Source organism: Acrocarpospora phusangensis, from assembly GCF_016862995.1.
GTDB lineage: Bacteria > Actinomycetota > Actinomycetes > Streptosporangiales > Streptosporangiaceae > Acrocarpospora > Acrocarpospora phusangensis.
In genome coordinates, this window is the sequence record NZ_BOOA01000015.1 from 25,596 (window position 1) to 40,607 (window position 15,012).

The 15,012-nt window shown below is 70.7% G+C and carries 8 protein-coding genes; 6 read left to right on the forward strand and 2 right to left on the reverse strand.

Annotated elements, in window-relative coordinates; translation table 11 throughout:
- The first annotated feature begins 194 nt into the window (after positions 1 to 194).
- Positions 195 to 1,622 carry a S8 family peptidase gene (locus Aph01nite_RS11540; RefSeq protein ID WP_239161591.1) on the forward strand — a complete coding sequence of 476 codons (1,428 nt, stop codon included), beginning with the start codon at positions 195 to 197 and terminating at the stop codon, positions 1,620 to 1,622.
- 466 nt (positions 1,623 to 2,088) lie between these two features.
- On the opposite strand, the gene Aph01nite_RS11545 is transcribed toward Aph01nite_RS11540, so the two are convergent.
- Both Aph01nite_RS11545 and Aph01nite_RS42115 read right to left on the reverse strand, forming a co-directional pair.
- Complete coding sequence (locus tag Aph01nite_RS11545) at positions 2,089 to 3,624, reverse strand: aldehyde dehydrogenase family protein (protein WP_204040818.1); 1,536 nt, start codon at positions 3,622 to 3,624, stop codon at positions 2,089 to 2,091.
- 53 nt (positions 3,625 to 3,677) lie between these two features.
- Positions 3,678 to 6,563: a helix-turn-helix transcriptional regulator gene (locus Aph01nite_RS42115; protein WP_204040819.1), complete on the reverse strand. Its 2,886-nt coding sequence runs from the start codon at positions 6,561 to 6,563 to the stop codon at positions 3,678 to 3,680.
- A 157-nt stretch (positions 6,564 to 6,720) separates the two neighbouring features.
- Between Aph01nite_RS42115 and Aph01nite_RS11555 the strand changes: the two genes are divergently transcribed.
- From Aph01nite_RS11555 to Aph01nite_RS11575, 5 genes are all read left to right on the forward strand, one after another.
- Positions 6,721 to 8,319: an SWIM zinc finger family protein gene (locus tag Aph01nite_RS11555; protein WP_239161592.1), complete on the forward strand. Its 1,599-nt coding sequence runs from the start codon at positions 6,721 to 6,723 to the stop codon at positions 8,317 to 8,319.
- On the forward strand, positions 8,316 to 9,887 hold the full coding sequence (locus Aph01nite_RS11560) for a DUF5691 domain-containing protein (protein ID WP_204040820.1): 1,572 nt from the start codon (positions 8,316 to 8,318) through the stop codon (positions 9,885 to 9,887). The genes Aph01nite_RS11555 and Aph01nite_RS11560 overlap by 4 nt, the downstream gene beginning before the upstream one ends.
- Positions 9,884 to 10,963: an ATP-binding protein gene (locus tag Aph01nite_RS11565; protein WP_204040821.1), complete on the forward strand. Its 1,080-nt coding sequence runs from the start codon at positions 9,884 to 9,886 to the stop codon at positions 10,961 to 10,963. The genes Aph01nite_RS11560 and Aph01nite_RS11565 overlap by 4 nt, the downstream gene beginning before the upstream one ends.
- A 253-nt stretch (positions 10,964 to 11,216) precedes the next feature.
- On the forward strand, positions 11,217 to 13,787 hold the full coding sequence (locus Aph01nite_RS41330; protein ID WP_239161593.1) for a DUF5682 family protein: 2,571 nt from the start codon (positions 11,217 to 11,219) through the stop codon (positions 13,785 to 13,787).
- Positions 13,787 to 14,944: a VWA domain-containing protein gene (locus Aph01nite_RS11575; RefSeq protein ID WP_204040822.1), complete on the forward strand. Its 1,158-nt coding sequence runs from the start codon at positions 13,787 to 13,789 to the stop codon at positions 14,942 to 14,944. The genes Aph01nite_RS41330 and Aph01nite_RS11575 overlap by 1 nt, the downstream gene beginning before the upstream one ends.
- Positions 14,945 to 15,012: the final 68 nt, after the last annotated feature.

The window sequence follows — 15,012 nt, forward strand, 5'->3', positions numbered from 1 at the left end:
GACCCCCAATGCCCTCTTCCCCCCGAGCCCTTGGCCCCGCCTCTCCGAGCGGGTTCCGTCGCGGGAGGTCGCGGGTCGCGGCCCTCCTGCTCGTCGCCGTGTTCGCGAGTGTGGCCTTCCCGGTTTCGGGGGCCGCAGCGGTTGCTGAAGGTGCTGGTGGCTCCGGACGCGATGCCGTATCCGGGGGAGTCGTCTTGGGCGCAGAGTCGCCGGATGCGGTCGCCGGGAGTTACATCGTGGTGCTGAAGGATCCGCGCGAAGGGGACGTGCGGGCTCAGTCGCGTGACCTTGTGGCCGAGAACGGCGGGCAGGTCAAGAATGTCTACCAGCGGGCGCTCAAGGGCTTCTCGTTGCGGGCCAGCGCCGCCCAGGCGCGGCGGCTCGCGGCCGACCCCGACGTCGCGTACGTCGAGCGGGACCAGGTGATCACGCTCCACACCGACCAGCCCAACCCGCCCTCCTGGGGCCTCGACCGGGTCGACCAGCCCGCCCTGCCGCTCAACAACCGCTACTCGTACACGGCCACGGGGGGCGGCGTCACCGCGTACATCGTCGACACCGGCATCCGCACCACCCACCAGGACTTCGGCGGGCGCGCCGTCTCCGGCCGCGACCTGGTCGACAACGACGCCGACGCCACCGACTGCAACGGCCACGGCACGCACGTCGCCGGCACCGTCGGCGGTTCCACCTACGGCGTGGCCAAGGGAGTGCGCCTGGTCGGCGTACGCGTCCTGGACTGCAGCGGCCGGGGCACCACCTCGGGCGTCATCGCGGGCATCGACTGGGTGACCCAGAACGCCACCAAACCCGCGGTCGCCAACATGAGCCTCGGCGGCTCCGCCAGCCAGGCCCTCGACACCGCCGTCACCAACTCCATCAACTCCGGCGTCGTGTACGGCCTCGCCGCCGGCAACAGCAACGCCAACGCGTGCAACTCGTCCCCGGCCCGCGTACCCGCCGGAATCACGGTCGGCGCGACGACCCGCACGGACGCCCGCGCCACCTACTCCAACTACGGCTCCTGCCTCGACATCTTCGCCCCCGGCACCGACATCACCTCCGCCTGGCACACCTCCGCGACCGCCAAGAACACCATCAGCGGCACCTCCATGGCCACCCCTCACGTCGTCGGAGCCGCAGCCCTCATCCTGTCGGTCACCCCCACCGCCACCCCACAGCAAATCCGCGACGCCCTGGTGACCGCCGCCATCCCGGGCAAGGTCACATCCCCCGGCAACGGCTCCCCCAACACGCTGCTCCAAACCACCACGGGCACCACACCCCCGACCCCTTCCACGACCCCCACCGCCTCAGCGACACCGTCTCCTTCCGCAACCCCCAGCCCCTCGGTGACGCCCACCCGCTCCACGACCCCGACTCCTTCCGCGACGCCGACCGCTTCCGCGACCCCCCGTCCTTCCGTGACACCCACCCCGACACCGCAACCCTGCTTCCGAGCGGTGAACAGCGCCCACGCAGCCGCAGGCCGTGCCACCGTGCGCTTCTTCTTCCTCGCCTACGCCACCGGCTCCGGCCAATACCTAGGCACCACCGGCACCACCACCTCCCTCCGCCAAACCCGCCCCGGCTACTGGACCCAGGTCCCCACCTGCACCTGACCCCGCCCAACCGCGTGCCGCCCAATGCCGCGCGGCACGCACCCATCTCAACCACGCACAAGAACCCCGAACTCAAGCCTCGGTCCGCTACAACCCTGTCGCGCTTCGAACCCTCAACCGAGGCTCGGAGCCTTACCGAACTGACCGACAGCTTTGGCGCCGACGCGGCGAGCAGCATCACCTGCGTTAACGGCGCCGGATGACGGCGAGGACTCGGCTGTCCAGTTCGTTCTGATGGGTGTTCATCGGGATGGACCGGCCGTTCTTGGCGCCGGTGCGGCGGGGAGCGTCGCCTGCGTTAACGGCGCCGGATGATGGCGAGGACTCGGCTGTCCAGCTCGTTCTGATGGGTGTTCATCGGGATGGACCGGCCGCTCTTGGCGCCGGTGCGGTGGGGAGTGTCGCCTGCGTTAACGGCGCCGGATGACGGCGAGGACTTGGCGGCTGGCCCATCCGGATACAGCGATTAGAGGCGGAAATCGCGGTCGGGGACGATCTCGGCTACGTCCATCTGGGCTTTCTGGAGGCGGCCGGAGTAGTCCCAGTTCATGGCCTGCCAGCGCGTGAACTGATCGAGCACCCACACACCGGACTGACGGCTGCCGTTGCCGGACTTGCCGTTACCCCCGAAGGGCAGATGAGCTTCGGCACCCGAGGTGGAGTTGTTGACGCTGAGCATTCCAGCGGAGACCGCCTCCCGGAACCGGAACGCGGCGTGCGGATCATTGGTGTAGATCGACGACGAGAGTCCGTACCCGGGCTTGTTGGCGAGTCCGATGGCCTCGTCCAGAGTCTGGAAGGTCGTCACACCGACGATCGGCCCGAAGGTCTCTTCGAGGAAGATTTGGTCATCGGGGCGTACGCCGTCCACGACGACCGGATGGTAGTAAAGGCCACCTTCACCGGTGAACTCACCACGAGGACTGCTCTCGCTGATCCTTCCGGTGGCCCCAGTGACCACCCGATGGTGAGGCTGGACCCACCCCAGATAGTCCTCGAACCGCTCAGCGAACTTGTGATCGAGCAGCGGCCCGCAGATCACATCCCCAGCCGGATCCCCGATCACCGACCCATGAACGGCGGCCGTATACCGGGCCACGAACTCATCGTGGATGGACTCGTGCACGATCACCGTACCGAGCGAGGTGCAACGCTGCCCCGCCGTACCGAACCCGGCGAATAGCGCACCTTCGACGGCGAGATCAAGATCCGCGTCCGGCATGATCACCATGGGATTCTTGCCACCGAGTTCCAGACACGGCGCCTGCAGATGCCGCCCACACAGCTCACCGATCTTGCGCCCCACCGCGGAAGACCCGGTGAACCCGACCTTCTGCACCGACCCGGCCCCCAACGCCAGATCCAACCCCGCGAACGTCGCCTCCCCATCCGCGAACACGATGTTGAGCACCCCATCCGGCAACCCCGCCGCCGCGAACAGCCGATAAAGCGCGTGCGCGGAAGCGGCGGCGTACTCGGCCGGCTTCCAGACCACCGCGTTCCCGCACAACAGCGCCGGAACGAGATACCACGACGGCACCGCCACCGGGAAGTTCCCCGCCGTGACGATCGCCGCCACCCCCACCGGCACCCGGAAGGTGAACAGACTCTTGTCCGGCATCTCCGACGGCACCGTCTGCCCATACAGCCGGCGCCCTTCCCCGAGGAAGAAATCGCAGGTGTCCACGATCTCCCGCACCTCGCCCAGCGCCTCCGCGTACGGCTTGCCGATCTCCTCGGTCACCAGCCGGGCCAGCGTCTCCGCGTTCTCCTCGACCAGCCGCCCGATGGACGCGATCACCCGCCCTCGCACCGGCGCGGGCACCTTCGCCCACTCCCGCTGCGCCTCCGCCGCGACCCGGCAGGCCCCCGCGAACGTCTCCGCGTCCGCGAGCCCCACCTCCGCCACGACCTGCTCCACCCGGGCCGGATTGATCGACCGGTACGACCGGACAGCCTGGCCGTCCTTACCACCGATGACGGAGACGATGTGGCGGGTCACCGTTGACCTCCAAAATCCTTCGCGAAGGGCCTGTTGCCTACAGATTATTTCCGTCATCCCGACGACTGCGCGAGACCTTCCCGGTACGCGATCGCCGCCGCCTCCGTCCGGGTGGCAGCCCCGAGCTTGGCGAGGATGTTCGACACGTGCACACTGGCGGTCTTCTGCGAGATGAACAGCCGCTCCCCGATCTCCCGGTTCGACTTGCCCGCCGTGACCAGCGCGAGCACCTCCCGCTCCCGCCCGGTCAGCGAAGCCAGCACGTTCCGTTCATCCGGGGCGCGCTCATCGCCACCAGCGTCGATCGAGAACCGCGCCCGCCGTCCCAGCTCGGCGAGCACCTGCCCGAGCGGCGCGGCCCGCAACCGCCCGGCGATCTCCGTGGCGATCGCCCACTCGGCCTGCGCGGCCTCCCGGTCCCCGGTCTCCAAAAGGATCTCGGCCAGCCGCCAGCGAGACCGCGCGTCCTCGTAGCAGAACCCGAACGAGAATCCCTCGACCGCTGCCCGCCACACCTCCGGCGTCGCCGTGCCGTGCACACGATGCCACTCGGCTTCGGCGCGGGCCGCCCACCCCCGGCCCTCCGGACCGAGCTCGCCACGTGCTCCGGACATGCCGTTGGCCGCCGCGTATCGCCCCAGGGCGAGGGTGTCGTCGGCGCGCTGCCGCAGAACCCGGAGCTGCTCCGCGCCGACATGAGGATCCGCGGCCAGCTCGGCCAGCGCCCCCAAGCCGGTCGCGGCGATCCGGATCAGCCCGGCGTCGAACGGCTTGAGCGTGTCGATCACCGCCTGCGCGTGGGTCCAGGCGGTCGCGGGATCGCCCTGCCACATCGCCTGCTCGGCGGCCAGCCCGCGCGCCATGTAGACCACCAGCTCGTCCTGCGACCAGAACGGCTCCAGCCAGCGCAGCCGCTCGACGGCGGCGGGCCGCCCCTGCCCGACCTCGACGAACAGCGCGAACGACGACAGAACGGCTTCCGCGATGGTGCCGACGCGGACGCCGAACCCGTTGGCCAGCGTCTCGGCCGTCGTCCAGTCGCCGTCCACGTAGTGCACGAGATATTGCAGGAACCGCAGGTCGGTGCCGTAGATGCTCCAGGTGAGGCCGGTCTCGCGTGCGAGTCTGACCCCTTCCTCCGCGGACTTCCCGGCGGCTGCCAGGTTGCCCCGTTCGTACTGCACTCTGGCGTGGTTGAACCGTGCCCGCAGATTGATGGACAGGTTGGCGGACGTCTGCGCGGCGGCCCCGAACAGCAACTCCTCCGCGCGTTCCGCCGCCCCGGTGACCTCCTCGATCAACGCCAGTGAGACCAGCGCGGCGGTCTCCGCGTCGACCGCGCCGGTCCGCCGCGCCACCTCCAGCGCCCGGACGGCCGTCGCGGACGCCTCCTGCGGTCGTTCGTTGATCCACAAGGTGCGCGCGTAGGTCGCCAGCGCCCGGGCCAGCAGCGGGCTCTCCCCTTCGTCGGCGAGCGCCGCCACGGCGGTGTGGGCCGCCTCCAGCATCCCGGCCGTCTCGTCCGCGTCCGCCTGGTAGTACGCCAGGCGCTCGTTGATCTCGGCCACCAGCTCGGCCGTCCCCACCAGCTGCCGCAGCCGCTTGAGCTGGGAGATCGCCCGATGATAGTCCCCGCTGTCGGCCGCCGCGGCGGCACTGTCCAAGGTGAGCCTGACCCGGTCCGTCCCGGTCAGCTGCTCGGCGTCCGGGACGTGCGCCCAGTCCGCCAGCGCCCGGTCGAAGTGCTGGTGCGCCTCTGCGGGCGCCCCCAGTTCGATGGCCCGCCGCCCGGCCTCGACGGAGGCGGTCAGCGCGCCCCGCAGATCATGCGCCGCCGAATAATGGTGCGCCAGCTCGGCCGCGGAACCGCCACGCTCGGTCAGCAGCCCCGCGAACGTGAGATGCAGCCGCGTCCGCTCGCCCGGCAGCAGATCGTCGTAAACGGCCTCCTGCAGCAGCGCGTGCCGGAACTCGTAACCGATCTGCCGCCCCACCGCCAGCAGCCCCCGCGAAACGATCTCCCGCAGCGCTTCTTCCAGCGGCCCGTCAGCCAGCCCAGCGGCTGCCCGCAGCACCTCGTGATCCACTCGCCGGCCCGCCACGGCCGCCACCCTGAGCACCTGCTGCGCCGTGTCCGACAGCCCTTCCACACGCGCCATCAACACGTCCGCCAGCGTGCCCGGCAGCCGTTCCGACCCGGCCGTGGCGGCGAACAACTCCTCGGCGAAGAACGGATTCCCGCCCGCCCTGCGCACCACCCCGTCGATCGCGTGACTGTCCCCGGCGCCGAGCCCGGTCAGATGCGTCGCCATCGCCTCGTCCGCGAGCGGCGGCACTTCCACCCCGGTGACCAGCGGCAACCGCTGCAGCTCGGCCAGCACCGGCCGCAGCGGATGCCGCCTGTGCAGATCATCCGTCCGGTACGTCCCTACCAGGCACACCCGTTCCCGCTGCAACATCCGGGTCAGGAACACGACCAGGTCCCGGGTCGACCGGTCGGCCCAGTGCAGATCCTCCAGCACGAACAGCACCGGCCGCTGTTCGGCCACCTCCGACAGCAGGCTCAGCGTGGACCCGAACAGCCGCTGCTGCGCCAGCGCCCCCGTCGCCGCGTCGGCAGGCCCGGCGTCCGAATCCGGGAGCAGCCGCGTCAGCACCGGCCGCGCCGCCAGCCCCACCGCCACCGGACCCCCCGGCTCACCCGCGGCCCCCCGCAACGCGTCGGTAAGCGGCAGATACGGCAACGCGTCGCCCAGCTCGGCGCACTGACCCACCAGCACCACGAAATCGCGCCGCCTGGCCCGCTCGATCAGCTCCCGGATGAGCCGCGTCTTCCCGATCCCCGCGTCCCCGCCGACCAGCGCGACCCCCGCCAGCCCGCCGGCGGCCTCGTCGAGCACCCGGACCAGCCGCCCGAGCTCGGCCTTCCGCCCGATCATCCGCTGACCGCTTGATGTCGCACGGGCGCTCTGCGGCTCTTGGCCGGGTTGCCTGTTTCGCGCCATCACGGAGTGAGTATTTCACGCGGGTCCGACAGAACGCGGGCCTGAGCTGGGCGGCATTGAATTGTCGGCGGAGGTGGATATGGTGCGGCGCGTGATCGAACGCTGGAGTCGGGATCAGGTGCTGGCGCTCGCGCCGGACGCATCGTCGCAGAAGGCGGCGGCGGGTGTGAGTTCGCCCGCGAAATGGTCGAGCGCCGGAGTGGCGCGCGAAGCGTTGTGGGGGGAGTGCAAGGGGAGCGGCGCCAAGCCGTACCGGGCGTGTGTGGATCTTCAGGAGCCCGCGTACCGGTGCAGCTGCCCCAGCAGGAAGTTTCCCTGCAAGCACGCGCTCGGGCTGCTTCTGCTCTGGTCGGCGGACGGGGTGCCCGGCGCCGAGGAGCCGGCGGACTGGGTCGAGGAATGGCTGGATCAGCGCCGCGAACGTGCCGCCAAGCAGACGGCCAAACTCGCGGAGAAGGTCGCCGCCATCGTGGCGGAGGAAGCCGCGGGAGGTTCTGACGCGTCTCCTGGCTCTGGGGCTGACGATCGGCGGGCGCGGCAGCGGGAGGAGCGGGTCGACGCCGGCCTCGCCGACCTGGAGCGCTGGCTGGGCGATCAGATCGCGCACGGCATCGCCAACGCCCGGCAGAGCGCCCTGGCCGACTGGGACGAACTGTCCAAACGCCTCGTCGACGCGCAGGCCCCAGGCGTCGCCGGTCTCATGACGGGCCTCAGCCGGGTCTTCCGGCACGAGGACTGGCCGGCCCGCCTCCTCTCGGAGTACGCACTGGCCCACCTGCTCGCGGTCGCCCACCGGCGCTCCGCCGAACTGCCCCGCGAACTCCGGGACACGGTCAGGTCCCGGGTGGGCTTCACCATGCCCAAGGAGAACGTGCTGGCTCGCCCGCCGGTCCGTGACCACTGGCAGGTCATCGGCACCCGGGACGAGGAACGCGACCGGCTGCTCTCCCGCCGCGTGTGGCTGCACGGCCGCGCCACCGGCCGTACCGCGCTGATCCTTTCCTTCGCGCCGCTCGGCCAGCCCTTGGACAGTTCCCTGGTCCTCGGCACGACCGTCGACGCCGATGTCTGCTTCTATCCGGGCTCGGCTCCGCTCCGGGCACTCGTCGCCGCCCGCCACTCGGCCGCCGACCCCAGCCCGATGCCCCCTCGTGGCGTACGGGCCGCGTCAGTGCCCCGACTGATCGCGGACATCCTCACGTGCGACCCCTGGACCGACTCGTGGCCGGTCATCCTGAGCGACGTCGTCCTCGCGAAAGCGGACACTGGCTGGCACCTGGCCGACTACGCCCACGGCGATTCCGCCGGTTATGACGGTGCCGGCCGCAACGGCACCGGGCAGGCCGGCCGAGACCATGCCGACCTCGACCATGATCGTGCTGATCATGCCAGCCCGGGCCATGCCGGCCATGATCGTGATTGTGCCAGCCCAGGCCATGCCGATCGCGACCGTGATCATGCTGATCTTTCTGGCCACGACCGTGCTGGCCGTGACAACGCCGATCACGAGCGCGCCGGTAGTGGCGACGAGGAGGGGAATGCGTTGCCGATATTGCCGTCCGTGGGGGATCCATGGCGGCTGGCCGCCGTGTCCGGTGGGCAGCCGGTGACCGTCGCCGCCGAGTGGACTCCCGATGGTCTCCGCCTCCTGAGTACCTGGGATGAACAAGGACAGGTGGTGGTGCTGTGAACGGCCACACGATCGGCGGCGCCGGGTGGGAGCAGCTGGTTTCCGCCGCGTTGATGGGAAGCGACCGGGGTGCCGGTGCGAGCGCGGCAGGGGTGTTGGAACAGGCAGCTGTGGCGGTGGTGGGGCAACGCGCCGGCCAGACGCCGGTGAAGGCCCAGCCGGTGGCGGCTGCTCCGGCCGAAGTGCTGCCGCTGGCGCCGTCCAAGGCCGCCGATCGGCTGGCCCGGATGCTGGCGGGGGAGCACCCACGCCTGATCGAAGAGTGGCTGGGGCTGGCGGTGGAGCATGGCGTCCGGGTTCCGGCACGGCTCATCCCGCAGTTGCTCGACCTGGGGGCGCGCGATCGGTCCATCCGTGGACACCTCGGTGTGTTGGCCGGCGCTCGGGGACGGTGGCTGGCTGAACTCAACCCCGCTTGGTCCTACGTGCTCCAGGAATCGTCCGGGGCGAGCCTGCTCGGCCAGAGAGCTCTCGCCCAGACGGCTTCCGGCCAGGCTTCTTCGGGACAGGGTGCCCTCAGCCAGGGAGATTCCGGCCAAGGGGCTTCTGACCAGGGCGTTCTCGGTCGGAGGGATCTCGGGGAGGGAACCACTGACCCGGGCGTTCACGATCACAGGCTGCACGGGATTCTCGATCATGGGGTTTGGGAGTTCGGGAGCAGCGGAGATCGCCGTGAGTTCCTGGAGCGGCTTCGGGCCGTTTCGCCGGGTGATGCCCGGGAACTGCTCGCGGTCGGCTGGGAGAAGGAGCCGCCCGCCGAACGCGCCGCCTTCCTCGCGACCTTCGCGGACGGCCTCAGCATGGCCGACGAACCGTTCCTCGAAGCCGCGCTCGACGACCGCCGCCGCGAGGTCCGCCGCGCCGCCGCCGACCTGCTGACCCGGCTGCCGGGTTCCCGGCTCGGCCGGCGCATGGCGGAGCGGGCCGCCCGATCGCTGATCAGGGCGGGAGACACGCTGACCGTCGACCTGCCCGACCAGTGCGACAGCGCGATGGAACGGGACGGCATCAGAAGCGAGCTACCCGCCGGCCGGAGCGGCGGCCGCAAGAGCTGGTGGCTCCAGCAGCTGGTGGCGCACACCCCGCTCGACTTCTGGACCAGGCACTTCGGCCTACCTCCCGAAGAGATCACCCGCCTGAAGATCGCGGACTTCGGACGCGAGATCCTGATGGGCTGGACCAGGGCGGCGATCCTCCAGCACGACGCCGCCTGGGCCCGGGCCCTGTTCGATCAGGAGCCGCTCACCGACCTGCTGGCCGTCCTGCCCGCCGAGGAGCAGTCGGAGCGGGCCGCAGAACTCGTCCGCGCCAAGAGCGTCAACGGCCAGCTGATCATGATGCTCGGCGGTGTCGCCGGGCCATGGAGCGGCCCGCTCGCCGCCGCCGTCCTGGAACGGGTGGTCGAAGTGGCCGCCAGCCAGCCCTGGAACGCCGGCGAACTGGCCAAGCTCGCCGCCGAACGCCTCGACCCGGCCATGCACGACCAGCTGGGACACCTACCCGAAAACCTGCACGTGCTCCCGAGCACGCTGCGTTTCCGATTCGACTTGACCAAGGAGTTCTCGTGACCACGGTATTGCGCCCCCACGCGGAAGATCAGTACGCGGACGAGCTGGCGATCCTGGCCAAGTCCGACGACCGCCCCCGCCCGCCCGGCTGGAAGCTGTCGCCCTGGGCGGTGACCACGTACCTGCTCGGCGACGACGCGTACCCGGGCGGTCCGATCACGCCGAAGTACATCGGCCCGCGCCGCATCGTCGAGGTGGCCGTCGCCACCCTGGCGACCGACCGGGCGCTGCTTCTGCTCGGCGTACCCGGGACGGCCAAGACCTGGCTGTCGGAGCATCTCGCCGCCGCCGTGAGCGGTGACTCCACCCTGCTCGTGCAGGGCACCGCCGGTACTGCCGAAGAGGCCATCCGCTACGGCTGGAACTACGCGCGGCTGCTCGCCGAAGGGCCCTCCCGGGAGGCGCTGACCCCGAGCCCGGTGATGCGGGCGATGGCGGAAGGGCGGCTGGCGCGGGTCGAGGAGCTGACCCGCATGCCGTCCGACGTGCAGGACGCTCTGATCACCGTCCTGTCCGAGAAGACGCTGCCGATTCCGGAACTGAACGAAGAGGTCCAGGCGGCCAAGGGCTTCAACGTGATCGCCACCGCCAACGACCGCGACCGGGGCGTGAACGAGCTGTCCAGCGCGCTGAGACGGCGCTTCAACACGGTGGTCCTGCCGACACCCGCGACCCCCGACGAGGAGGTCGACATCGTCTCCCGCCGGGTCAGCCAGCTCGGCCGCAGCCTGGAGTTGCCCGACACCCCGGCCGGTCTGGAGGAGATCCGCCGGGTGGTGACCGTCTTCCGCGAGTTGCGGTCCGGGGTGACCAGCGACGGCCGTACCAAGGTGAAATCGCCGAGCGGCACGTTGAGCACCGCCGAGGCCATCTCCGTCCTCACCAGCGGCATCGCCCTCGCGGCCCACTTCGGCGACGGCGTGCTGCGTCCCGCCGACGTCGCGGCCGGCATCGTCGGCGCCGTCATCCAGGACCCGGTGTCCGACCGGGTGGTGTGGCAGGAGTACCTCGAGACCGTCGTACGGGAACGGAAGGACTGGCGTGACTTCTACCGGGCCTGCCGCGATGCGAGCTGAACCCCGTACCACCGACGGTTCCCGTGTCACTGCGGGGCGCGCCGAGCCGTTTGTCACGGCATTGCGCACCGCTGCGGGATACGCCGAAGCGCCCGGCGCGGAACTTCGCGACGCTGAGGGGCAGATCGCACGTCGCGTCGGCGTGGGGAGTGCCGAGTCGCGTGCCACGGGATCTCGCGCGGCCGCGGGCCGTGCCGAACCGCGTCTGACCGTCCTGGGGGTGCGCCATCACGGGCCCGGTTCGGCTCGTGCGGTGCGCGCGGAACTTGAGCGGCTGTCGCCGGGCATCGTCCTGATCGAGGGTCCTCCGGAGGCCGACGCCCTGGTCGGCCTGGCCGCGGACCCGGACATGGAGCCGCCGGTCGCACTGCTGGCGCACGTCCCGGGAGACCCCACGAAGGCCGCGTTCTGGCCCTTCGCCACCTTCTCCCCGGAATGGCAGGCCCTCCGGTACGCGGCCCAGGCCGGTATCCCGGCCCGCTTCTGCGACCTGCCGGCGGCGCACTCACTGGCCATGCGTTCCGAACAGGACGACCCGGCCGACCTCGAAGACGGCCCGGCTCCCGGTGCGGATCCCGCAGGTGACGAGCCGGATCGTGATTCAGGCTCTTCCAGCGACGAACAGGGTCTTGGGTCCGGTCCCTCCGGAAACAGGCCGGGCACCGGTTCCGGTGCGTCTCCGGACGGTCCCGAATCGCCGGGCGGGCCAAATCCGTCTGGGGAAGCCGCCCGGGCCGGTTTCCGGGGGGATCCGATCGGGGCGCTGGCGGCCGCGGCCGGGTACGACGATCCGGAACGCTGGTGGGAGGACGCGGTCGAGCATCGGGGGGACACGCCCTTCGAGGTGATCGCCGAGGCGATGGCGGCCGTCCGGGAGGGATACACGCCCGACGAGTACGAGGCCCGGCGTGAGGCGTACATGCGGCGGACGATCCGGGCGGCGGTCAAGGAAGGCTTCACCGACATCGTCGTCGTGTGCGGCGCATGGCACGTCCCGGCCCTGACCCAAGCCAGCACGGCGGTCGCCGATGACCGCGTGCTCAAGGGAATGCCCAAGGTCAAAGCCGAGATGACCTGGGTGCCGTGGACGCACGGGCGGCTGGCCAGCTGGAGCGGCTACGGCGCCGGCATCACGTCCCCCGGCTGGTACCACCACCTGTTCGAGAACCCGGTCCAGCCGATCGAACGGTGGCTGACCAAGGCCGCGCGTGTGCTCCGCGAGGAGGGTTTGCCCGTCTCCTCCGCGCATGTCATCGAATCGGTCCGGCTGGCGAACAGCCTCGCCGTCCTGCGCGGACGGCCACTCGCAGGACTGGCCGAGGTCACGGAAGCGGCCAGGGCGGTGCTCTGCGAGGGCGACGAACTCCCGGTCGAACTGATCCAGCGGCAGCTCGTCGTCGGGGAGAGCCTGGGCCACGTCCCCGACGCCACACCCATGGTCCCGCTGCAACGGCACCTGCGGGACGAACAGCGCCGCCTGCGCCTCAAGCCGGAGGCACTCTCCCGCGACTACGACCTGGACCTGCGCAAACCTCTCGACCTCGATCGCAGCAAACTCCTGCACCGTTTGCGCGTTCTCGGCGTCCCGTGGGGCGTCCCCCGGGAGACCCGGGGCAAGGGCACCTTCAAGGAGTCGTGGACCCTCGAATGGCACCCCGAATACGACATCACCCTGATCGAAGCAGCCGCCTGCGGCGTCACCGTCCCGGCCGCCGCCACCACGAAGATCCAGGAAGTGGCCGGACCCGCTGACACCCGCTCTCCGGGCCTCCCAGGCGCGCCGACCGGTGAAGCCGGCTCCGTCTCCCTCGCCGACCTCACCGGCCTCGTCGAACAGTGCCTCCTCGCCGACCTGCCGGACGCCCTCCCACACGTCCTGACGGCGATCGGCGACAGAGCCGCCCTCGACCACGACGTCCGCCACCTCATGTCCGCCCTTCCCGCCCTCGTCCGCGCCCAGCGTTACGGCGACGTCCGCGGCACCCCCGCCGAAGGACTCGGCTCCATCGTCACCTCGCTCCTCGCCCGCAGCTGCGCCGGACTCTCCCCGGCCGTCACCGGCCTGGACGACGACACCGCCCGCGAAATGGTCGCCCAGATCGACGCCGTCACCACCGCCGTCACCCTCCTGGACGACCCACCCCCCGACCCAATCCCTGGGGCCACCGCCGGAACTTCGGCCGACTCTGGAGCGGGACCCGATGTCGGAGCCTCGCGCGGGCTCGGTGCGGGAGCCGAGCACGCCGCGAGAGAGGCGGCAACTGCCGAGCCCGTGCCCGGCACCGTGCCCGAACCTGCCACCGGAAGCGCTGTTCAATCAGCCTCCGAATATGACGCGGCGTCCGTCGGCGAATACGTCTCTGCCGTGACGCCGAAGAGCAGGTGGCTGGCCGCGTTGCGGGGGGTCGCCGATCGGGCTGACGCGCCTGGCGTGATCGAGGGGCGCGTGGTGCGGATTCTGTTCGACGCGGAGATCATCGACGACGCGGACGACAGGATGGCGCGGGCGATGTCGCTGGGGCATCCGCCGGTGCGGGTCGCGGCCTGGATCGAAGGGTTCCTGTCCGGCGGAGGGCTGATGCTCGTGCACGACGCGCGGCTGCTGGCCATGGTGGACGGCTGGCTGACCGGGCTGCGCGGGGACGCCTTCGTCGATGTGCTGCCCCTGCTCCGGCGTACGTTCGGCGCTTTCGCGCCGCCGGAGCGCCGGGCGATCGGGTCCAGGGTGGCTGCCGGGGCCACGGTGCCCACTGAGATCACTTATGACGCCGGTCAGGCCGCCGGTGCCGTACAGACCGTGCTGGCGATTCTGGGGAGGGCCTGATGGACGAGCGGTTGCGCCGCTGGCGGCTGGTGCTGGGCGGCGAGGCGGACGGCATGCCGGGCTGCGCGTCCGGAGACCTGAGCGCGGGAGACGCCGGGATGGACGCGGCTCTGGCCGCGCTGTACGACCAGGGCGGCACGGACGGATCGCGAAGCGCCGGGCTCGGATCGTCGGCGCCCAAGGTGACGCGGTGGCTGGGAGACATCAGGACGTACTTCCCGTCCACCGTCGTCCAGGTCATGCAGAAGGACGCCATCGAACGCCTCAACCTGAGCCGGCTCCTGCTCGAACCCGAAATGCTGGACGCGGTCGAAGCGGACGTGCACCTGGTCGGCACGCTGCTGTCACTCAACCGAGTGATGCCCGAACAGGCCCGCGAATCGGCGCGGGCCGTGGTCCGCAAGGTGGTCGCCGAACTGGAGCGGCGACTGGTCCAGCGCACCAGGGCAGCCGTCACCGGCGCCCTGGACCGGGCAGCCCGAACCAACCGTCCCCGGCGCACCGCCGACATCGACTGGGATCGCACGATCCGCGCCAACCTCAAGAACTACCTGCCCGACCGGAACACCGTCGTGCCTTCTCGCCTGGTCGGGTACGCCCGCAAGCAGCAGGCGGTGCAGCGTGAGGTCGTGCTCTGCATCGACCAGAGCGGCTCGATGGCGGCCTCGGTCGTCTATTCGAGCGTCTTCGGCGCGGTCCTGGCCTCGATGCGCTCGCTTCGCACCAGCCTGGTCGTCTTCGACACGGCCGTGGTCGACCTCACCGACCAGCTGCACGACCCGGTCGAACTGCTCTTCGGCACGCAGCTCGGCGGCGGCACCGACATCAACCGGGCCATCGCGTACTCGCAGGGCCTGATCACCCGCCCGAACGACTCCATTTTCATCCTGATCAGCGACCTGTACGAGGGCGGCGTCCGCGACGAGATGCTCCGCAGGGTGGCCGCCATGACCGCCGCCGGAGTCCAGGTCATCGTGCTCCTGGCCCTGTCCGACGAGGGCACTCCGTCCTACGACCACGAGAACGCCGCCGCCCTGGCCGCACTCGGCGTCCCCGCCTTCGCCTGCACCCCCGACGCCTTCCCCGGCCTGATGGCCACCGCGATCGAGAGAAGGGACATCGCCGCCTGGGCCGAACGCAACTTAGCCACCCGCTAAGCCGGAGGTCCTACGTCGAAATGCTCATTTCCGGGGGTGTGGGCGGTTTTGTACGGTTCGGATGTGAC

Excerpts from the sequence above, each read along its gene's own strand:
- Aph01nite_RS42115 (WP_204040819.1), bottom strand. The coding sequence starts at position 6,563 with ATGATCGGGCGGAAGGCCGAGCTCGGGCGGCTGGTCCGGGTGCTCGAC.
- Aph01nite_RS11575 (WP_204040822.1), top strand. The coding sequence starts at position 13,787 with ATGGACGAGCGGTTGCGCCGCTGGCGGCTGGTGCTGGGCGGCGAGGCG.